Annotated in this window: 17 protein-coding genes and 1 pseudogene; 12 read left to right on the top strand and 6 right to left on the bottom strand. The window is 55.1% G+C overall.

Going from position 1 to position 20007, the window contains the following annotated elements; all coding sequences use genetic code 11:
- Positions 1 to 176: 176 nt before the first annotated feature.
- Both BV494_RS03190 and BV494_RS03185 read left to right on the top strand, forming a co-directional pair.
- The gene (locus BV494_RS03190) at positions 177 to 1670 is read left to right on the top strand and encodes an AMP nucleosidase (protein WP_255414956.1); all 1494 of its coding nucleotides are present in this window, start codon (positions 177 to 179) and stop codon (positions 1668 to 1670) included.
- A gap of 114 nt (positions 1671 to 1784) precedes the next feature.
- Positions 1785 to 3215, top strand: a complete 1431-nt coding sequence (locus BV494_RS03185) for an EmmdR/YeeO family multidrug/toxin efflux MATE transporter (protein WP_104921543.1) — start codon at positions 1785 to 1787, stop codon at positions 3213 to 3215.
- A gap of 8 nt (positions 3216 to 3223) precedes the next feature.
- Here BV494_RS03185 and BV494_RS03180 read toward each other — a convergent pair whose 3' ends face one another.
- Together BV494_RS03180 and BV494_RS03175 are read right to left on the bottom strand one after the other, a co-directional pair.
- The gene (locus tag BV494_RS03180; RefSeq protein ID WP_192938128.1) at positions 3224 to 3910 is read right to left on the bottom strand and encodes a response regulator; all 687 of its coding nucleotides are present in this window, start codon (positions 3908 to 3910) and stop codon (positions 3224 to 3226) included.
- Positions 3910 to 5568 carry an ATP-binding protein gene (locus tag BV494_RS03175; RefSeq protein WP_104921541.1) on the bottom strand — a complete coding sequence of 553 codons (1659 nt, stop codon included), beginning with the start codon at positions 5566 to 5568 and terminating at the stop codon, positions 3910 to 3912. The genes BV494_RS03180 and BV494_RS03175 overlap by 1 nt, the downstream gene beginning before the upstream one ends.
- Positions 5569 to 5943: 375 nt before the next feature.
- Between BV494_RS03175 and BV494_RS03170 the strand changes: the two are divergent.
- The 9 genes and pseudogenes from BV494_RS03170 (at position 5944) to BV494_RS03130 (ending at position 14037) form a co-directional block, all read left to right on the top strand.
- Positions 5944 to 7307 (top strand): annotated as a pseudogene (locus tag BV494_RS03170) (2-hydroxycarboxylate transporter family protein).
- A 58-nt stretch (positions 7308 to 7365) separates the two neighbouring features.
- The gene (locus tag BV494_RS03165) at positions 7366 to 8235 is read left to right on the top strand and encodes a fumarylacetoacetate hydrolase family protein (protein WP_104921540.1); all 870 of its coding nucleotides are present in this window, start codon (positions 7366 to 7368) and stop codon (positions 8233 to 8235) included.
- Positions 8236 to 8309: 74 nt separating this feature from the next.
- Positions 8310 to 9404, top strand: a complete 1095-nt coding sequence (gene citC, locus BV494_RS03160; protein WP_104921539.1) for a [citrate (pro-3S)-lyase] ligase — start codon at positions 8310 to 8312, stop codon at positions 9402 to 9404.
- Between the two features lie 15 nt (positions 9405 to 9419).
- Entirely contained in the window at positions 9420 to 9710 is a 291-nt protein-coding gene (gene citD / locus BV494_RS03155; RefSeq protein ID WP_104921538.1) for a citrate lyase acyl carrier protein, read from the top strand.
- The gene (gene citE / locus BV494_RS03150) at positions 9707 to 10582 is read left to right on the top strand and encodes a citrate (pro-3S)-lyase subunit beta (RefSeq protein WP_101075837.1); all 876 of its coding nucleotides are present in this window, start codon (positions 9707 to 9709) and stop codon (positions 10580 to 10582) included. The genes citD and citE overlap by 4 nt, the downstream gene beginning before the upstream one ends.
- A gap of 30 nt (positions 10583 to 10612) precedes the next feature.
- Complete coding sequence (gene citF, locus BV494_RS03145; RefSeq protein ID WP_104921537.1) at positions 10613 to 12139, top strand: citrate lyase subunit alpha; 1527 nt, start codon at positions 10613 to 10615, stop codon at positions 12137 to 12139.
- On the top strand, positions 12139 to 12678 hold the full coding sequence (citX, locus tag BV494_RS03140) for a citrate lyase holo-[acyl-carrier protein] synthase (protein ID WP_104921536.1): 540 nt from the start codon (positions 12139 to 12141) through the stop codon (positions 12676 to 12678). Before citF ends, citX begins: the two co-directional genes overlap by 1 nt.
- Positions 12656 to 13495: a triphosphoribosyl-dephospho-CoA synthase CitG gene (gene citG, locus BV494_RS03135; RefSeq protein ID WP_104921535.1), complete on the top strand. Its 840-nt coding sequence runs from the start codon at positions 12656 to 12658 to the stop codon at positions 13493 to 13495. The genes citX and citG overlap by 23 nt, the downstream gene beginning before the upstream one ends.
- Complete coding sequence (locus BV494_RS03130; protein ID WP_104921534.1) at positions 13492 to 14037, top strand: RBBP9/YdeN family alpha/beta hydrolase; 546 nt, start codon at positions 13492 to 13494, stop codon at positions 14035 to 14037. Before citG ends, BV494_RS03130 begins: the two co-directional genes overlap by 4 nt.
- A gap of 8 nt (positions 14038 to 14045) precedes the next feature.
- Here the strand turns inward: BV494_RS03130 and BV494_RS03125 are convergent, their stop codons facing one another.
- Together BV494_RS03125 and BV494_RS03120 are read right to left on the bottom strand one after the other, a co-directional pair.
- The gene (locus tag BV494_RS03125; protein WP_104921533.1) at positions 14046 to 14522 is read right to left on the bottom strand and encodes a DUF805 domain-containing protein; all 477 of its coding nucleotides are present in this window, start codon (positions 14520 to 14522) and stop codon (positions 14046 to 14048) included.
- Between the two features lie 92 nt (positions 14523 to 14614).
- Complete coding sequence (locus BV494_RS03120) at positions 14615 to 15682, bottom strand: LacI family DNA-binding transcriptional regulator (RefSeq protein WP_104921532.1); 1068 nt, start codon at positions 15680 to 15682, stop codon at positions 14615 to 14617.
- Positions 15683 to 15958: 276 nt separating this feature from the next.
- Here BV494_RS03120 and BV494_RS03115 point away from each other — a divergent pair, with 276 nt between their 5' ends.
- Positions 15959 to 17215: a maltoporin gene (locus tag BV494_RS03115; protein WP_104921531.1), complete on the top strand. Its 1257-nt coding sequence runs from the start codon at positions 15959 to 15961 to the stop codon at positions 17213 to 17215.
- A 274-nt stretch (positions 17216 to 17489) separates the two neighbouring features.
- Here BV494_RS03115 and BV494_RS03110 read toward each other — a convergent pair whose 3' ends face one another.
- Together BV494_RS03110 and BV494_RS03105 are read right to left on the bottom strand one after the other, a co-directional pair.
- Positions 17490 to 17807: a PTS sugar transporter subunit IIB gene (locus BV494_RS03110; protein ID WP_104921530.1), complete on the bottom strand. Its 318-nt coding sequence runs from the start codon at positions 17805 to 17807 to the stop codon at positions 17490 to 17492.
- 74 nt (positions 17808 to 17881) lie between these two features.
- The gene (locus BV494_RS03105) at positions 17882 to 19945 is read right to left on the bottom strand and encodes a beta-galactosidase (protein WP_104921529.1); all 2064 of its coding nucleotides are present in this window, start codon (positions 19943 to 19945) and stop codon (positions 17882 to 17884) included.
- Between the last annotated feature and the right edge of the window lie 62 nt (positions 19946 to 20007).

The raw sequence follows: 20007 nt of genomic DNA, 5'->3' as shown, positions 1-20007 counted from the left end.
ATAATCTATTGCTAAAAATTTCTACTAACTCAATTTTTTATAGTGATTAATTAAACCCGATTAGTCACATCAGAATTCCCACGCCTGATGCAGACTGCCTTTCACTCTTCGCTCATAAAACCATCATCCGGCAACCGCCCGCCAATAAAACATTGGCGGCTCCGGCCAGACAAGCCATATTTAGAAAGAATGATGATGAACGAAGCACAAAGGAAAAGCGTATGGATAACAAATCCCTCACCTCCGCACAGGCGATTGATAAGCTTGAAGAGATGTACAACAACTCCGTCGCCGCCCTGCGGGATGCGATTAAAGATTTCATCGTTCAGGGCACGCTGCCGGATGTGGCGGCCAGAGCAGCCGGGCTGTTCGTTTACCCGGAACTGCGCGTCAGTTGGGACGGCGTAACGCCTGCCAAAAACCCGACCCGCGCCTATGGGCGTTTTTCACATCCGGGGCGATATGCCAATACCATCACCCATCCCGAGCTGTTTCGCGATTACCTGCTGGAACAGCTTTCCCTGCTCGAAGACGAATATGACACGCTGATTGAAGTCGTGCCGTCGCAGCAGGAAATCCCCTATTCCTACGTGATTGACGGTTCAGATCTGTTGCTGGACCGCTCGATGAGCGCCGGGCTGGCGAAGCATTTTCCGACCACCGAACTTTCACAGATTGGCGATGAAATCGCAGACGGCCTGCAATATCCGGGTGATACCTTCCCGCTTTCCCATTTCAATGCGTTACGTGCTGATTTCTCGCTGGCCCGTCTGCGCCATTACACCGGCACGTTGATCGAACATTTCCAGCCTTACGTGTTGTTCACCAACTACACCCGTTATGTCGATGAGTTCGTGAGCTGGGCGTGTGCGCAAATCGCCGACCCGGACAGCCCGTATGAAGCGCTGGCCTGCGCAGGCAGCGTCTTTATCACCGCTGAGACGCAAAACCCGGAACAGGCCGTTTCTGATCTCGCGTGGAAAAAACACCAGATGCCCGCCTATCACCTGATTGCCCGCGATGGCGCAGGGATTACGCTGGTCAATATTGGCGTCGGCCCGGCGAATGCGAAAACCATCTGCGACCATCTGGCCGTTCTGCGCCCGCACGTCTGGCTGATGATTGGTCACTGTGGCGGATTACGCGAAACGCAGTCGATTGGTGATTACGTACTGGCACATGCTTACCTGCGTGACGACCATGTTCTGGACGCCGTCTTACCGCCGGATATCCCGATCCCAAGCATCGCTGAAGTGCAGCGCGCGCTGTATGACGCCACGAAGAAGATGAGCGGTATGCCGGGCGAGGAAGTTAAACAGCGCCTGCGCACCGGGACTGTTGTGACGACCGATGACCGGAACTGGGAACTGCGTTATGCGGCGTCGGCGCTGCGGTTTAACCTCAGCCGCGCCGTAGCCGTGGATATGGAAAGCGCCACCATTGCCGCGCAGGGCTACCGTTTCCGTGTGCCTTACGGCACATTGTTGTGCGTGTCTGATAAACCCTTGCACGGCGAGATCAAACTGCCGGGTCAGGCCAATAAATTCTATGAAGGCGCGATTTCGGAGCACCTGCAAATCGGCATCTGCGCCATCGACCTGCTGCGTGCCGAGGGCGACCATCTGCATTCACGCAAATTGCGTACCTTCAACGAACCGCCTTTCCGTTAATTCTTTTCTAACAATTTTCTCAGGCCTTTGGATGAAAAAGACTTTGCATAATGCGAAGTCTTTTACCATCATAAATTAAAACGCTGTTCTACTTTCTGCCACCCTGGAATTCTCTTGCAAAACGTCATCGTCTCTTTGCGCAAAGCCATCGAGCGCACGCCCTGGTATCCGAAACGGCGTTCATACCGCACGTTGTTCTGGCGCGAAATCACGCCCCTCGCGGTGCCCATTTTCTTTGAGAATGCCTGCGTCCTGTTAATGGGCGTGTTAAGTACTTTCCTCGTCAGCTGGCTGGGTAAAGAAGCGATGGCCGGGGTCGGGCTGGCCGACAGTTTTAACATGGTGATCATTTCTTTCTTTGCCGCCGTCGATCTCGGGACCACCGTTGTCGTTGCCTTCAGCCTCGGCAAACTCGACCACGAACGCGCCCGCGCGGCAGCCCGTCAGTCGCTGGCGATCATGACCGTTTTTGCCGTTCTGCTCGCCGTGCTTATCCAGTTTTCCGGGCATGTCATTATCGACATGATTGCGGGTAACGCTGAACCTGAAGTCAAAGAAATGGCGCTTTCCTATTTGCAGATGAGCAGCTGGAGTTATCCGGCCGCCGCCATTGCGCTGATCGGCTCCGGTGCCCTGCGCGGTGCCGGGAATACCAAGATCCCGATGTTGCTGAACGGCGGGATGAACATCCTGAACCTGATCATCAGCAGCGTGCTCATTTACGGCTGTTTCGGCTGGCACGGTTTAGGGTTTATCGGTGCCGGACTGGGGCTGACAATTGCCCGTTATATCGGTGCCGTGGCGGTGATTTTTGTCCTGGTGATCGGCTTTAACCCGTCGCTGAAAATCTCCCTGAAAAGCTATTTCCTGCCACTCAACACCAATATTTTGCGCGAAGTGCTGGGCATCGGTATTCCGGCCAGCATTGAATCCGTGCTGTTTAACGGCGGCAAATTACTGACGCAGGTATTTGTGGCAGGCATGGGCACCAACGTCATTGCCGGTAACTTTATCGCCTTCTCGATTGCCGCCCTGATTAATCTGCCGGGAAACGCCTTAGGGTCGGCTTCGACGATTATTGTCGGCACCCGTCTGGGCAAAGGGCAAATCGCCCAGTCCGAACACCAGCTGCGGCATATTTTCTGGTTGTCCACCTTCGGGCTCTGCGTGCTGGCCTTCCTGTCTGTACCGTTCGCCGGGCTGCTGGCGCGGTTTTACACCAATGAACAGGACGTGATCGACGTCGTAAAAATCCTGATCTGGCTGAACGCCGCCTTTATGCCGTTCTGGGCCGCCTCCTGGGTGCTGCCTGCCGGGCTAAAAGGCGCGCGCGACGCCCGTTTCACCATGTACGTTTCCATGGTCGGCATGTGGGGCTGCCGCATCGTCGTGGGTTATTTCCTCGGCATCGTGCTTAATTTCGGCGTCGTTGGCATCTGGCTCGGGATGTTCCTCGACTGGATCTTTCGCGGCATCTTCTTCTACTGGCGTATGGCGAGCGGCCGCTGGTTATGGAAATACCCGAAAGAGAAAAAAACGCACTAACGCCTGCGCTACGCCCGCCGGTACATCCGGCGGGGATGCCCGATTTTCCCGTACAACATTTCCACCCGCAAATCCCCTTTCTGAACGCAGTGCTCAAGATACCGGCGTGCCGTGGTTTTACTTAACCCTGTCTCACTGACCACTTCATCGACCGAATAACACCGTCCGGCGTCCTGCATGAAAATGCCTTCCACCAGATTCAGCGTGTTTTCTTCGATGCCTTTGTTCCCGGCCTTTGACGTGAAATCTTTGGCCTGTAGCTGGTAGAGACTGTCGACGTTTTGCTGATCGACCACTTTCCACGCCCGCTGCGTCTGGCTGAACTGAATGAACCGCTCCAGCGATTGTTGCAGACGGTTCCAGGACACCGGTTTGAGAATGTAATCAAACGCGCCAGAACGGATCGCCTGACTGCACGTGTTCATGTCGCTGGCCGCCGTGATAAAAATCACCGAGCAATTCGTTTTCTTGAGCACGTCGTTTTCAAGCAGGGAAATCCCCTGCCCGTCCGGCAAATAGTTATCCAGCAGCAACAGCTGAGGCCGCTTTTCCTCAATCAGCGCCTTCGCTTCCCGCAGCGTGGAGGCCATTCCCACCAGCCGCAGCCAGCGGTGATTATCGATTAGCTCGGCATAAAGTTGTGCCAGCTGGTTCTCATCTTCCACAATCATCACATCAATCATTTCAGCTTGAATCATTTATGCTCTTCCCGTTGTTCCGGTTGAATGGTCACCGGCACACAGTCCGGAATGGCTATCGGCAGCCCGTTGGGTATGAAGACAGAGAAAACAGAACCTGTCGGGGAGTTATCAGAAACTTCAATGATGCCACCCGCGTGGCTGACATAGCTGGCCACCAGATGCAGCCCCAGCCCGTGGTCCCCTTCCCGCTTGGAGGTCACGCCGAGTGAGAAAATCTGCTCACGCCGCTCCGGCGCAATACCAACGCCCTGATCGGCCACTTCGATCACCAGCTCCGTATCGGTGGAAACGATGTACACCTCAACCGGCCCGGCATTTTCACCGCGTAACAGGGTGGCTTCGATGGCGTTATCAAGAAGATTGCCAATAACTGACATCAGCTCAGTTTCGCTCAGCGTCAGCGGCAGATGTGTTAAGCCGCAGGCCGGATCGAAAGCCAGTTCAACGCCCTTTTCACGCGCACGGGCATATTTTCCCAGCAGCAATCCGCACACCCTGGGCGAACAAAACCGCGCCGAGACAAAATCCAGCAACTCCTGCGCACTTTCCGATTGCGCTTCGATGTAACGGATCGCCTCATCGTAACGGCCCATATGCAGCAACCCGGCCAGCGTTGCGGTCCAGTTCAGCTGCTCATGGCGCATCACACGCAGGTTATCGGCGTAACGCTGCACCTGACTGAGCTGGATGCTCAGGCGGTCAATGTCGCTGCAATCGCGGAAGGTAATCACCCAGCCCTGAAGCTGGTCTTCCAGCATGATCCGCACGCGGCTGGCGACCACTGTCAGGTTGTTGAACAGGCAAATTTCATCGTGAATGTCTTTCTCCAGCATCACCTGACGGTCAAAAAAGCTGACCGGCGCAATCACCTGTTCCAGCGGCTTTCCGCGCAGTTCCCGCGAGGGCGCGTCCAGATTCAGCAGTTTTTTTGCGGCCTGATTAATCACGGCAATACGTGATTCGCCGTCGATGGCAATCACACCTTCATAAATGGACTCCATCAGGGCTTTTTGCTGACGAACCAGCAGGCCGATTTCGCGCGGCTCCAGTGAAAACATCTGCCTTTTAATCGAGCGCGAGAAAAACCACGAGAAGGTAAACAGCGCCAGCAACAGCGTGGCGGCAGCCACCAGTATGCGGATGGCTTTCTCGATGGTCAGCGTATTAATGTGGCTGGTGAGATACCCCACGGAAACAATGCCGATAACGTCGCCCTGCGCGTTTAAAATCGGCGCTTTGCTGCGCAGTGACAGCCCGATGCCACCGAGGCGCACGGTGGTGCTGCTTTTGCCTGCCAGTACGTCCACGTTATCGTCGCCAACCAGCGCTTTGCCCACGCGATCGGCATAAATGGAATGGAAAAGATGTATCGCTTTTCCGTCACCAATCACCATATAACTCGCGTCACTGTGTGCGGAGATATTCATCATCAGTCTGTTAATTGCAGAAACATCCTTATTTTCCACTGCGGTAATTAATGACGGAATAAGTGCAATTTCTTCTGCCTGCACTTTTGCCCGCAGCCCCATATCCTCATATAACTGACGTTCAATATCGCGATAGTAATAAACCCCCACTATCGAAAACAGCGTGACGAATAAAACAACAAGATAAATAAAAAGCTTTATCTGGAAAGAGGGTCGAAACCGCATCGAAGCATCCATTATAAAGAGGGCTGAGATAATCATTAACAGTGACGGCACTTTATCATTTAGGGGTATTTATGTCAGACGGGAAATTCAAAGTTGCGAGACGCGCCGCAGAACAACAGCAGGTGCAGCAAGCCTCTTGCGACCAACGACATAATCCACAACAGTTATTTCACTATAAATTAACAGTAATATTATAATTACAAATAACACCATAAAAACCACGAAAAAATATATTCCCGAAAGACTTAAAAACTAATTAAAACCATAAAAACCTTTCACTCCTTTAAAATACCGTTTCTACTTTGCGGTACTTCACATAATACCGGTTATTATCTCTCTTACACTCCCTGCACAAATTGACACAGGGGATTCATCATGAGTACAACCGACGACACTTATTCTGTTCCCGCGGGTTCGGTGCCTGCAAAACAGCTCTCATTAAAAGAAAAATGGTGGCACATTCTCGACACCTGGAAAATAGGCATTATTCCATTACCGTTGTTTGTGATGGCCGGTGTGCTGATTGCCATCGACTGCCTTGACGGCAAACTGCCCAGTGACATCGTGGTGATGGTCGCCACATTAGCGTTCTTCGGGTTTGCCTGTGGCGAATTCGGCAAACGTCTGCCGTTCATCGGCAAAATGGGCGCGGCGGCGATTTGCGCGACGTTCATTCCTTCCGCGCTGGTCTATTACGGCCTGCTGCCGGACGTAGTGGTCGAATCCACGACGAAATTCTACAAAAGCACCAACATCCTTTATCTCTACATCTGCTGCATTATCGTCGGCAGCATCATGAGCATGGACAGGAAGGTGCTCATTCAGGGCTTCATGCGTATTTTCTTCCCGATGCTGTGCGGTGAAGTGGTCGGCATGCTGGTCGGTATGGGCGTGGGTCTGGCACTGGGCATGGAACCTTTCCAGATCTTCTTCTTCCTGATCCTGCCGATTATGGCCGGGGGGTGGGTGAAGGCGCGATCCCGCTGTCTATCGGCTACGCCGCCATACTGCATATGGATCAGGGCGTAGCACTGGGCCGTATTCTGCCCATCGTAATGCTCGGCAGCCTGACCGCCATTGTTATCTCGGGTTCACTCAATCAGCTCGGCAAACGCTACCCGCACCTGACCGGTGAAGGCCAGCTGATGCCCTCTTCCAAAAATGCCATCACAAGCAGCAGCGCGCAGTCCGCCTCCGGCGGTAAAACCGATGTCACCACCATTGCCGCAGGTGCCCTGCTGGCGGTTCTGCTGTACATGGTCGGCATGCTGTTACACAAACTGATTGGTCTGCCTGCACCGGTTGGCATGCTGTTTGCCGCTGTCGCGCTGAAGCTGGCACACGGCGTCTCACCTCGCCTGCTCGAAGGTTCGCAAGTCGTGTACAAATTCTTCCAGACTTCCGTGACCTACCCGATTCTGTTTGCCGTAGGCGTAGCCATCACGCCGTGGAACGAACTGGTCGCCGCGTTCACCGTTTCCAATCTGCTGGTCATCGTCAGCACCGTCGCCGCGCTGGTTGCCACCGGCTTCTTCGTGGGCAAGAAAATCGGTATGCACCCGATTGATGTCGCCATCGTGTCCTGCTGCCAGAGCGGCCAGGGCGGGACCGGTGACGTCGCCATTCTGACGGCGGGCAACCGTATGCAACTGATGCCTTTCGCACAAATCGCAACCCGCATCGGCGGCGCGATCAACGTTTCGGTTGCCCTGCTGGTTCTGGGGAATTTCCTGGTCTGACAGCGTTATCCGGCAAGCACGATTGTGATTTTTGATTGATTCAATTCAGGACATGTTTATGAAACTGGCAAGTTATCTCTATCAGGGGCGCAAGTCCTACGGCATCGCAACGCAGAGCGGCATGATCGACCTCGGTCGCCTTCTCGGTACGCGTTATCCCGACCTCAAAGCACTGCTGGCAGGCGATGCGCTGTCACAGGCGCAGGAACTGACCAACCGACCGGCAGATCTGAGCTTTGACGACCTGACGTTTTTGCCGGTCATTCAGAATCCGGAAAAAATTCTCTGCGTCGGCATGAATTACGCTGAAAAACGCAAAGAGTTCGATCAGCACAATCCGGCACCGACGCTGTTTGTCCGCTTTGCTGACTCACAAACCGGCCATGCCTCGCCGATCATCAAACCCAGCCTTTCCGTTGAGTTTGATTACGAGGGCGAGCTGGCCGTCATCATCGGGTCTGCGGGCGAGAATATCTCCCGCGAAGATGCCCTTTCTCACGTTGCCGGATACAGCTGCTACATGGACGGTTCTGCCCGCGACTGGCAGCACACCTGGTTTACCGCCGGTAAAAACTGGCGTCAGACCGGTGCGTTTGGCCCGTGGATGACCACGGCGGATGAAATTCCAGATCCCCATGCCCTGTCGATCCGCACCTGGCTGAACGGCAACATGGTTCAGGACGACAATACCCGCAGCATGATCCACACAGTCGCCGAGCTGATTGAGTACATCAGTTCGTTTACCTCACTGAGCGCAGGCGACGTCATTATTACCGGTTCACCGGGCGGCGTGGGCAAGAAACGCGTGCCACCGCTGTTTATGAAACCCGGCGACCGCATTGAAGTGGAAATCGAAAAAATTGGTCACCTCAGCAATATGATTGTTGCGGCGGACCGTCAGGTGAGCCATGCACCGGCCGCCCATTAACGTGTTAAACGCCGGGCTCCGCGCCCGGCATGCTCATTTTTATTTTGAACAATATCCGATAGCAGGAATGCATTATGTTCAGCCGTGACGAACCCGACTTTCACGTCATCACCACAAGCCAGGCCCCTCAGGGCATGCTGGCCGATATCCGTACCCTGCTGCATCAAAGCCAGCTGGGCATGGATGATGATATCGAGTATTTCGTGGTGGCCCTTTCCGGCAAGCGGCTGATCGGTTGTGCGGGGCTGGTCAGTAACACCATCAAGTGCGTGGCCGTCGCGGCGGACTGGCGCGGCGAAAACCTCAGCGCCCGATTACTCAGTGAAGTCGAAAACTTCGCGGTTCAGCGCGGCAAATTCCATCTGTTTCTCTACACCCGCCCCGGCAATCTCGAACGCTTTCGCGGCTGCGGATTTTACCCGCTGGTGCAGTGGGACAACGTCGCGGTGCTGATGGAGAACACGCCGGTCGGCATCAGCCATTATTGCCGTTCACTCCGGCACCATTATCACGCCGGTCAGCGCGTTGGCGCAGTGGTGATGAATGCCAATCCGTTCACGCTCGGCCACCGGTATCTGGCGGAACAGGCGGCGGCAACGTGCGACTGGCTGCACGTGTTTGTGGTCAGCGAGGACGTGTCGTATTTCCCGTTTCAGGAACGGCTTGAAATGGTGCGTCAGGGCGTGGCTGATTTGCCAAATGTCACGGTGCACGCCGGTTCGGAATACATGATTTCACGCGCCACGTTCCCCGGTTATTTCCTTAAAGAAGCCGGTCTGGTTAACCAGACCTGGAGCGTGATGGATCTGCTGATTTTCCGGCAGTACATCGCTCCGGCGCTGGGCATCACGCACCGCTTTGTCGGCAGCGAACCTTTCTGCCCGGTCACGCATCAGTACAACTGCGACATGCACGACTGGCTGGAAACGCCTTCACGCTCTGCCTCAAAACCGCTGACCGTCATTGAACTGCCGCGTAAACGCCATGCCGGTGGCATCGCGATTTCAGCCTCGGAAGTCCGCGCATTGCTGAAAACCCGTCAGTTACCGCGCATCCGCGACATCGTTCCGCCCAGCACGTATGCACATCTTGAGCACCATTATTCCGCTGAAGCGCCCGCCGAAACGGCGCGCAGCGATGAACTTATTATTTCTACCACTCTTTGTTAAAGCAGGAAAAAGCGAATGAAAATTGTGAAGGAGGCGCTGGCAGGTACGGTTGAATCCAGCGATTTACTGGTAAAAATCGCCCCGGCCAGCGAGCTGAGCGTGGTGATCAACAGCGAAGTGATCAAGCAGTTTGGCGATCAGATCCGCCGCGTGGTGAACGAAACGCTGGAAGCCCTCGGCGTGAAAGAAGGCTTACTGATTATTGAAGATAAAGGCGCGCTCGATTGCGTTATCCGCGCCCGCGTACAAAGTGCGGTACTGCGTGCAGCACAGGAAGAAAACATTCACTGGGAGACGTTACGATGAAAAAACTCCGCCGCAGTATGCTGTTCCTGCCGGGGGCCAGTGCCGCCATGTTATCCACGGCATTTATCTATCGTCCTGATTCGATCATGTTTGATCTGGAAGACGCCGTATCCCTGCGCGAAAAAGACACCGCCCGCATTCTGGTGTTCCACGCCCTGCAACACCCGATGTACAAGGATATCGAAACCGTCGTGCGCATTAATCAGCTCAGCACGCCGTTTGGTTTGAAGGATCTGGAAGCCGTGGTGCGCGCCGGTGTGGACGTGGTTCGTCTGCCGAAAACCGATACGCCGGAAGATATTTTCGAGCTGGAAGCGCACATCGAACGCATCGAAAAAGACTGCGGGCGAGAAGTCGGTTCCACCAAAGTGATGGCCGCCATCGAATCGGCCATTGGCGTCATCAACGCCGTCGCCATTGCCCGCTGCTCGCCGCGTCTGATTGGCATCGCGCTGGCCGCTTTCGACTATGTGATGGATATGCAAACCGAACGCGGCGACGGCACTGAGCTGTTCTACGCCCGCTGCGCCGTGCTGCACGCCGCGCGCGCCGCCGGTATCGACGCGTTTGACGTGGTGTATTCCGATATCAACGATGAAGCCGGTTTCCTGCGCGAAGTCGAGCTTATCCGCAAAATGGGTTTCAACGGCAAATCCCTGATTAACCCGCGCCAGATTGAGTTGCTGCACAACGCTTACGCGCCGACGCAGGAAGACGTGGATTACGCCCGTCGCGTTATCGCCGCCGCAGAAGAAGGCGAGCGCAAAGGCCTCGGTGTAATTTCGCTCAACGGCAAGATGATCGATGGCCCGATCATTAACCATGCACAAGTGGTGCTTGAACGCGCCAGCGCCTCCGGCGTGCGTCGCTAGCCCTCAATTTTGCACAGGAATATGAAGAGAATGAGCCACTTAACAGAAATGTTGCACAGCCAGTATCCGGGAATGAAGCCTCTGGTTGCTTTCGACGGTGCGCACCGCACCACGCCGTATCTTTCTGATCCCGATGCCCGCCTGCATCGCAAATTATGTGATTCGCTGGAGCAGGCGATTGCCCGCAGCGGCCTGAAAGACGGCATGACGATCTCCTTCCACCACGCTTTTCGCGAAGGTGATCAGGTGATTAATCATGTCGTCGGCACGCTGGCGCGTCTGGGTTTCAAACATCTGACGCTGGCCTCCAGCTCGCTGATGAGCTGCAACGACGCGCTGATCGAACACATCCGCAACGGCGTGATTACCCGCATTTATACCTCGGGGATGCGCGGCAAACTGGCCGATGCCATTTCGCACGGCCTGATGGAAGAACCGGTGCAGATCCATTCTCATGGCGGTCGGGTCAAGCTTTTGCAGGACGGCGAGCTGAACATTGACGTCGCGTTTCTGGGCGTTCCGTGCAGCGACGAATTCGGCAATGCCAACGGCACGCACGGCAAATCCTGCTGCGGTTCGCTGGGCTACGCGATGGTGGATGCGCAGTTCGCCAAAACCGTCGTACTGCTGACCGAAGAACTGGTGCCCTTCCCTAACATGCCCGCCAGCCTGGTGCAGGATCAGGTGGACTACATCGTGAAAGTCGATCAGGTCGGCGACCCGGCGAAAATCAGCGTGGGCGCAGCCCGCGTGACCAGCAATCCGCGCGAACTGATGATTGCCCGCACGGCAGCCGAAGTCATTGAACATTCGGGCTATTTTAAACCCGGCTTTTCGATGCAAACCGGTTCCGGCGCGGCGGCAACGGCCTGTACCCGTTTCATGGAAGAAAAGATGGAACGCAACCAGATCACCGCGCGTTTTGCCCTCGGCGGCATCACCGGCAGTCTGGTAGATTTGCATGAAAAAGGCTTAATCGAAACGCTGCTGGATACGCAATGTTTTGACGGTCAGGCCGCATCATCGCTGGGCCGCAATCCGCAGCACATTGAAATTTCGACCAATGTTTACGCCAATCCGGGGGCCAAAGCCGCAAGCTGCGATCAGCTGGATATCGTCATTCTGAGCGCACTGGAAATCGACACCGGTTTTAATGTGAACGTGATTACCGGTTCCGACGGCGTGATGCGCGGCGCGTCGGGCGGGCACTGCGACGTTGCCAGCGCCGCCAACCTGACAATTGTGGTCGCACCACTTCTGCGCAGCCGCATTCCGACCGTCGTGCGCCGTGTCACAACCCGCGTCACACCGGGCGAAAGCATTGATGTGCTGGTCACTGACCACGGGATCGCCGTTAATCCGGCGCGCCCTGAGATCCGCCAGCGGCTGGAAGAAGCGGGGATGAAAATCATGGATATCGACACGTTGTATCAGCGTGCCATTTCGCTGACCGGCGAACCGAAGCCGATTGAGTTTACGCCGCGCATTGTGGGCGTGATCCGTTACCGCGACGGCAGCGTGATTGACGTCGTTCATCAGGTCAAAGAGGACGCATAATGACGATTTTGACGCCTGCCAATGCAGGCGTCAGTCTGGAGGATTTGCTGGCAGCAAAGGAACAGCGTGCGCAGCGGCAAACCGACTGGCTGACACAATTCCCGCACACCCTGATTTCCCTCACGCTGGTCACACCCGGCGCGGTGAAAGACAGCGTGAGTTACCGTCAGGTCATGCGCGAAGCACTGGGCGCGGCGGAAACCCTGCTGTTACAACGTGGCTGGGCGGTACTGAAACATGACGTATTCTGGTTGCCGACCGGCGCGGAAGCGTTCTGGAGCATTAAGCACCCTGCACCGGAAGTGAAAGCCGCCACCGTGGCGCTTGAGCAGTCACATGCGCTGGGGCGGTTATGGGATTTCGATGTGATCTGCCCGCAGGCTGGCGTTGTAGGCCGCCGGTCGCTGGATAATGCCAGCCGCCGGTGTCTTATTTGCGACGGCCCCGCCCACGCCTGCGCGCGTTCGCGTCAGCATCCGTTGCCGGAAGTGATCGCAAAAGTGGAGGCGCTGATTGATGGCTGGCACCGCACTCACTGAGCCGCAGGTTTGCACTAACATCGCCACACTGGCGGCTGAAGCGCTGCGCAAGGAAGTCTGGCTGACGCCCAAACCCGGACTGGTGGACAGCGCCAATAACGGTTCGCACAGTGACATGGATTTGCCGATGTTTCTGCGCAGCATCGGTGCGATTACGCCGTGGCTGCATCAGTTTTACCGGCTCGGCCAGCAGGACGCCGCGCAACCGGCAACGGCCATGCTGACGCGGATCCGCCCTGCCGGTCTGGCCTGCGAGCAGGCCATGTTCAGCGCAACCAACGGCATTAACACGCACAAAGGCGGCATTTTCTCTTTGGGCATTTTGTGTACGGCGGCAGGCCGCATCAGCGCCCGCCAGCAACGGCTGACCCGCACGGCGTTATGCGCAGAAGCCGCTGCGCTCACGCAAGGGCTGGTGGAGCGGGAATTACAACATTGCCGCCAGCCAGTGACCGCCGGTGAACGGCTGTTTCAGGCGCACGGCATGACCGGAGCCCGCGGCGAAGTGCAGAGCGGATTCCTGACGTTACGTCGCCATGTTTTGCCTTACTGGTGGACAGAAAACCAGCCTGAGCGCCGCAGTCTGAACGCCCTGCTGCGCCTGATGGCGTTTAATCCCGATACCAATCTGGTGTCACGCGGCGGGCTGAGTGGGCTGCATTTTGTCCAGGATTATGCCCGCCGGTTGCTGAAAAACGGCTGGCAAAAAGAGGATTTACAGGCGATGGATCAGGCGCTGATTTCCCGGCATCTCAGCCCCGGCGGCAGTGCCGATTTGCTGGCAATCTCGACCGTGCTGATGGCCTTCCCACAATGAGTGAAAATCAGAACATCACGCGGATGCTGATTCCCGGTTTACGCGACAGCGAAGCCGGACACTGGCAAAGCCGCTGGCATGAGCAGAATCCGCAGTGGCTGCGGGTGAAACAGCGTAACTGGGCGCAGGTCGATCTCGAAGGTTGGATCACCGCCATTGACCGCGAGCAGACGCTGGCGAAAGGCCCGTTGCTGCTGATTGGCCACAGTTTTGGCGCGCTCGCCAGTCTGGTGTGGGCGAACCGTAACCCGCCGCTTTGCGCAGGCGTGATGCTGGTCGCGCCCGCCGAACCGATGCGTTTTGGTCTGGACGATGACATTTTGCCTGAGCCGCTGGCGGTTCCCGGTCTGCTGGTCGCCAGCCATACGGATCCGTTATTGCCATTTGCCCGCGCACAGTTCTGGGCACAGGCGTGGGGCTGCGAGCTGGTGGATATCGGCGAGGCCGGGCATATCAATGTGGAATCGGGTTTTGGAGAATGGCCGTGGGGGCTGGCAAAACTGGAAGAGTTTGCCGCGCTGCTGGCAGCAAACTCCTGTTGAAAACAGGCTTAGCGGACGATGTGGTTATCGGCTTCCGGTGCAGGTTTGGATTTCACGCAGCACAGGTAAATCATCGCCAGCAGCGGGATCCAGCCGAGCACGATACCCAGCGTGATTTTCATCCAGACATAGGTTTCCGGTGACGCATATTCCATCAGGATCATATTAAGTAAACGCGACACAATACCTGCCAGATAAACACCACCAAACCACCAGCCGGAGCGGTTGATGTCGTGCATACGGCGGATACCGACCGCCAGAATCGGTAATGCCAGCGCCAGCGCGTAAACGGTGTAGGCCATGCCGGCATAGAACACGCCGTAAGGGTTTCCCGCCAGCGCCATCACGGTCGCCACCGTCCCCGTCAGAAGGATCATCAGCAGGATATTGACTAAGGTGAACACCCAGAATTCTTTGCGGGTCGCACGCCCTTCAAACTTCACGTACCCTTTCCAGCCCTGAACAAAACACTGCCATACGGTCATTCCGTCATATCCTTTTGTTTATCTTTTGAAATTTTTCATATCTTAAACGCTATCAAAAGCATTCTGAAATCATTATTTACATCTGCCGGACGTCACTGCCCGCGCAGCTGTCGGGCGAGTTTATCGAGCTGATCGGCGATCTGATTGAGGTCTTTGTCCGGCTGTCCCGGCGCGCGCGTGGAATTTCTTACGACCAGATGTGCAGGCAAAATGTGCGACGGTGTTTCCGATTCCGTTGCCAGCAAAAGCCCGACGGCCTCTTTGCTTTGCAAATCGAGATCCAGGGAAACGGTGGTCAGCGCCGGATGGAAGAATGCGCTGTCGTAGGTGTCGTCGTAACCAATGACGGAAACCTGCTGCGGGATCACCACGTTGTGCTGATGCAGCGCGCTGATCACGCCCAGCGCCATCTGGTCGTTGCCCACCAGCATCGCCGTAAACTGCGGCGTCTCACGCAACATCTGCAATGCCCCGTAGTAACCGCTTTTGGCACTCCAGTCGCCGTGAACAACCGTTACCGGCTGCAATCCTTTTTCGGTCAGCGTTTTCTGCCAGCTTTCCAGACGCAGGCGGGAAGACACCGAGTCTTCAGGCCCGGCCAGCAAGGCAAATTCGCGATGCCCTAAATCATGCAGATATTCCACGCTGGCGCGCGAACCGTCCGCCGGATTAAAGCAGACGTTAAAGACCGGGCTGGTCGGATCCACATCCAGGAACAGGCAAAGAATGTCGCGGTTATTTTCGTAAATGCGTTCGGCTTCGGCACTTTCCAGCGGAATGTTGATGATCACGCGCTCTACCCGCTGGGATTTCAGCTCGTTAATGGAGTCCTGAATGCTCTGATTCACGTCCTCGTCGATCATCGAAATCAGCACCTGATACCCGGCCTGATGGGCATATTTCTTCACCGAGGCAGCGATTTGCGACGGTGCGTGCAGCGCCAGCGAGGTCGTCACCAGCCCGATGGTAAAACTCTGTTTTCCTACCAACTGCTGCGCCAGCCGGTTTGGCACATAGCGCAGCACTTCAATTGCCTGCTCAACTTTCTGGCGCGTGGCGTCGGACACGTTGGCCGACTTGTTTAAAACACGCGAAACCGTCTGATAGGAAACACCGGCATAGCGGGCAACGTCTTCTAATGTCGAACTTTTCGATTTCATGCTTTTCCCGTTTTACAGCCCGTGAGTTACGCAATCTCATAATAATCGAGCCAAAGTACGGGATCTCATTTAAAAGTTCAATCTGAGAACCGTTTGGCTTAAAAGTTATACGTTAACATTCGGAATTTTCGTGATTTAAATCACCAAGCGTTTATTTTAAACACATAACTTGTCGATCTCCCTCACATTTCACACGGTGTCAAATTGATCATTATTGTTTCTGGGTATCTTATAGACCTCGTGAATGTGAACGTCATACATCAATAAGGAAAAATAATGAAACACAACTTACGCACTCTGGCTGTGGCGGTCTCTCTTGGTCTGGTGGCAGGCCCGGCAGTGGCAAACGACATTGATTTTCATGGATATCTGCGCTCCGGGCTGGGCGTTTCCGGCAGCGGCAGTCTGGAGCAGTTTCAGAAAAACAAAGTCGGTCGTCTGGGCAACGAAAATGACACCTACGGCGAAGTCGAACTGGGCAGTGAAGTTTACAAAAAGGACGATGTCAGTTTCTACGTCGATTCCATGGTCAGCATGGTGTCAGACGGTTCCAATGATGACGAAAGCACCCTCAACGATGATGCGCAATTCGGCCTGCGTCAGCTGAATCTGCAAATCAAAGGACTGGTGCCGTGGGATAAAGATGCGGTGATCTGGGGCGGGAAACGTTACTACCAGCGCCATGATTTACACATCATCGATACCAAATACTGGAACATTTCCGGTGCCGGGGCCGGGGTGGAAAACCTGAAAATGGGCGAAGGCGCGCTGTCAGTGGCGTGGATCCGTGGCGATGCCAATGACGTGGATTACCGCGTCAACGGCGATAACGACGTCAATATCAACTACATCGACGTGCGTTATGCCGGTATCAAACCGTGGAGCGGCGCGTGGATGGAAGTCGGTGCCGACTACGCCATGCCAAACCTGACGCACGATCAGAAAGACTACGGCGGCCTGTATGACGCGGAAAATGGCGTGATGCTGACCGGTGAAATCAGTCAGGATATGTGGGGCGGCTACAACAAACTGGTTTTACAGTACGCCAACAAAGGTCTGGCGCAGAACATGATTTCTCAGGGCGGTGGCTGGTATGACATGTGGAACTACACCAACGACGCCAGCGGTTATCGCGGCATCATCACCGGTCTTATCCCGATCACCAGCAAATTCAGCCTCAACCATGTGCTGACTTACGGCCACGCGGAAAATATCACGGATTACACCGACACCACCGAGCTGGTTTCTCTGGTGGGCCGTGCACAATATCAGTGGACGGATTACGTGCGCACCATCGGTGAAGTTGGTACGTTCTACCAGAAAGACGATTACAAGAACGGCACCAACTACAAGCAGGGCGGGCAGAAGTATACGCTGGCAATGGGTCTGGCGGCCGGTCCTGAGTTTATGTCACGCCCGGAACTGCGCGTGTTCGCCTCTTACCTGAATGATTCAGAGCACGGCAATACGTTTGAAGATCATACCAAATCCGATACGTGGAACTTTGGTGTGCAGGTAGAAGCCTGGTGGTAAATTTCCTTCGTTCTTGAAGCTGCAATGCCAATAACCTAAGGGAAAAGAAGTAAGAAGTTTTATTTAATAATAAATAACCTCATTGTAATAAACGCTCAGGGTTTAACGCATTTTCTCTTGTAGGGGATCGTGACGTTTTTGTACCCGCACAGCAGCATCATTATTATTTAAAATAAAGCAGTAAACAATAAAGGCAGCCTGGTGTCGGGCTGCCTTTATTTTATTTCCATTATCTGCATGAATTAAACAACGTCACATCAAAACAGAAATAGCTTCACTGACTTTTTAAACCAAACTTCTCAGTCATTAACTTTTTCAGGCTGTCGGACTGTTTACCGAATATCGCATGGACTTCCTGCCCGATGATCACCACGCCAATCGCGCCCGTCTGCTGGATAGCGCCGGAGTTAACCCGCCTGAGTTCTTTCACCGTGACGCGCAGTCGCGTGATACAGGCATCGACGTTAATAATATTCTCGCGTCCGCCCAGTGCATCAATTAATAACGCCACGTCGGTTGACGGCGGAACGTCATCTTTAGGGTTTTTATTCTTTACGGAAAAGACGTGCATGAAATCTTTAATATTCACCATGATGATCACCCTCTTTCAGAAATGAAAAAACGTGCAGAAGGGAATATTCCCCGCTGCACGTTCGTGTTAAAAAATTATCGGGAAACTTTACGCGTCAGGATCTGGCAACCGAATGCCGGTAACGTTAATTTATGCGGCAATATTCCGCCGTGAACCATGTCCTGATAATCATCCGGCAAACTGACGGTCTGGCTGTCGTTGCAATAGTTTTGCAGGAAGATGAATTCACTCTCGCCGTCGGTCCGCCGCGCGGCGGTGACGCCTTCCGGCAGCGTCGTGCTGATGGCGCGCGGCAGGTTCATCTCTTTCGCCAGCGCGGTAAAGAAATCCGCCTGGAACTGTTGATCGTTGCGCGATGCCACATAGTACGCCTGCCCTTTGCCGTACAGATTCACGGTCACCGCAGGCGTACCGGCGTAAAAATCATCACCGTAGGTTGCCAGCGCTGCCGCGCCTTCGAGGTGGATCACTTCGCACAATTCGGAAACCTGATACGGCCCGTTCAGCCCCAGCGCGTTGCCTGTAATGCCGCAAACGCTGTTGTGCTGTGCGTCAGTCAGGCTGTCGATTTCTTCCGCCCATATGCCCAGCACAGGACGCAATGGCCCAGGGAATCCGTTGAGGAAACACAAATCCGTTTCATTGACGATGCCGCTCCAGTACGTGGCGACGAAGCGCCCGCCTGCCTGCACAAAGGCGCTGATCCGCTCGCCGACGCCTTCGCGCACCATGTACAGCATCGGTGCGATGACTAAGTCGTAACCGTCCAGTTCACCGTCAGCGTTAATCACGTCAACCGCAATGCCCTGCGCCCACAGCGCCTGATAATGCGCGGCGACGGTATTTTCATAATGCAATCCGGCGTTGCGCGGCCCCATCGCATCGTCCATCGCCCAGCGGCTTTCCCAGTCGAAAATAATCGCCACTTTGGCTTCCACGCGGCTGCCCGCGACCGGCGCTAAGGCCGAGAGAATGGTGCCAAGTTCCGCCACTTCGCGGCCCACGCGGGTATTAATGTGCCCGACGTGATCGACCACGGCGCCGTGGAATTTCTCGGAAGAGCCGCGGCTTTTGCGCCACTGGAAATACTGCACAGCATCCGCACCGTGCGCGACAGCCTGTAAGGAAGACAAAATGTGCATTCCCGGTTTTTTTAGTTTGCTGGTCGGCTGCCAGTTGGTGAAGCTTGGCGTCGATTCCATCAGCACAAACGGCTGGCCTTTTTTGAGCGTGCGCATCAGGTCGTGATACATCGCGGTGTACGCCGCCAGCCCGATATCGTCTTTGCGCGTGTGCCACATCGGGTAGCTGTCCCACGAAATGAAATCCAGCACGCTGGCGAGTTTCCAGTAATCGTAGTCGTAGAAATATTCCATGAAATTGGTGGTCGCCGGTAAGGCCGGGTTTTCGGCTTTCAGCGGCCGGACTTCATCACTGTAAAAGCGTGTCACCTGGTCGGTATTAAACCGGCGCCAGTCGAGATTCAGACCATGCACCCCGGTTTCGCCCTGCGGTGAAGGCGATTCGATCTGCGACCAGTCGGTAAAGGTGTGGCTCCAGAAGGTGCTCCACCAGGCGTTGTTCAGCGCGTCGAGGGTTTCATATCGGGCTTTCACCCAGCCACGGAACCGTTCCTGGCACAATTCGCAATGGCATTCGCCGCCGTATTCGTTGGAAATATGCCAGCCGATGACCGCCGGATGATGTGCATAACGTTTTGCCAGCGCCGTGTTCATCTGCTGCACTTTCTCGCGGTACACCGGCGAGGTCATGCAGTGGTTATGCCGCCCACCGTGGAGCGCTTTTACGCGGTCGCGCCCGACGCGTAACACTTCAGGGTATTTTTGCGACATCCACGCCGGACGCGCACCGCTTGGCGTGGCGAGAAACACCGAAATACCGTTTTCATGCAAACGATCCAGCACCTGATCCATCCAGTCAAAGGTATAACGTCCTTCTTCGGGTTCCAGCGCTGACCAGCTGAAAATCCCGACAGACATGACATTACAGCGCGCCTCTTTCATCATTTCGACATCGCGAATCAGTACTTCCGGGCTTTGCAGCCACTGTTCCGGGTTGTAATCCGCGCCGTGGAGCAGGCCGGAAATCTTACTGCTCAGAAGAGGAAATTTCGTCATGTTGTATCCTTACGAACTTTAAGAAATAAACTCCCCGGCCAAATTGACCGGGGAAAAGGGAA

Origin of the sequence: Rahnella sikkimica (genome assembly GCF_002951615.1) — a bacterium.
GTDB classification, from domain to species: Bacteria; Pseudomonadota; Gammaproteobacteria; order Enterobacterales; family Enterobacteriaceae; genus Rahnella; species Rahnella sikkimica.
Note: the sequence above shows the minus strand (reverse complement) of the source record. Positions and strands in the feature narration are given on the sequence as shown.

Excerpts from the sequence above, each read along its gene's own strand:
- citG (WP_104921535.1), top strand. The coding sequence starts at position 12,656 with ATGGCTGGCACCGCACTCACTGAGCCGCAGGTTTGCACTAACATCGCC.
- BV494_RS03130 (WP_104921534.1), top strand. The coding sequence starts at position 13,492 with ATGAGTGAAAATCAGAACATCACGCGGATGCTGATTCCCGGTTTACGC.
- citC (WP_104921539.1), top strand. The coding sequence starts at position 8,310 with ATGTTCAGCCGTGACGAACCCGACTTTCACGTCATCACCACAAGCCAG.
- citF (WP_104921537.1), top strand. The coding sequence starts at position 10,613 with ATGAGCCACTTAACAGAAATGTTGCACAGCCAGTATCCGGGAATGAAG.
- BV494_RS03125 (WP_104921533.1), bottom strand. The coding sequence starts at position 14,522 with ATGACCGTATGGCAGTGTTTTGTTCAGGGCTGGAAAGGGTACGTGAAG.
- BV494_RS03120 (WP_104921532.1), bottom strand. The coding sequence starts at position 15,682 with ATGAAATCGAAAAGTTCGACATTAGAAGACGTTGCCCGCTATGCCGGT.
- citD (WP_104921538.1), top strand. The coding sequence starts at position 9,420 with ATGAAAATTGTGAAGGAGGCGCTGGCAGGTACGGTTGAATCCAGCGAT.
- BV494_RS03175 (WP_104921541.1), bottom strand. The coding sequence starts at position 5,568 with ATGCGGTTTCGACCCTCTTTCCAGATAAAGCTTTTTATTTATCTTGTT.
- citX (WP_104921536.1), top strand. The coding sequence starts at position 12,139 with ATGACGATTTTGACGCCTGCCAATGCAGGCGTCAGTCTGGAGGATTTG.
- BV494_RS03110 (WP_104921530.1), bottom strand. The coding sequence starts at position 17,807 with ATGGTGAATATTAAAGATTTCATGCACGTCTTTTCCGTAAAGAATAAA.
- BV494_RS03165 (WP_104921540.1), top strand. The coding sequence starts at position 7,366 with ATGAAACTGGCAAGTTATCTCTATCAGGGGCGCAAGTCCTACGGCATC.
- citE (WP_101075837.1), top strand. The coding sequence starts at position 9,707 with ATGAAAAAACTCCGCCGCAGTATGCTGTTCCTGCCGGGGGCCAGTGCC.
- BV494_RS03105 (WP_104921529.1), bottom strand. The coding sequence starts at position 19,945 with ATGACGAAATTTCCTCTTCTGAGCAGTAAGATTTCCGGCCTGCTCCAC.
- BV494_RS03115 (WP_104921531.1), top strand. The coding sequence starts at position 15,959 with ATGAAACACAACTTACGCACTCTGGCTGTGGCGGTCTCTCTTGGTCTG.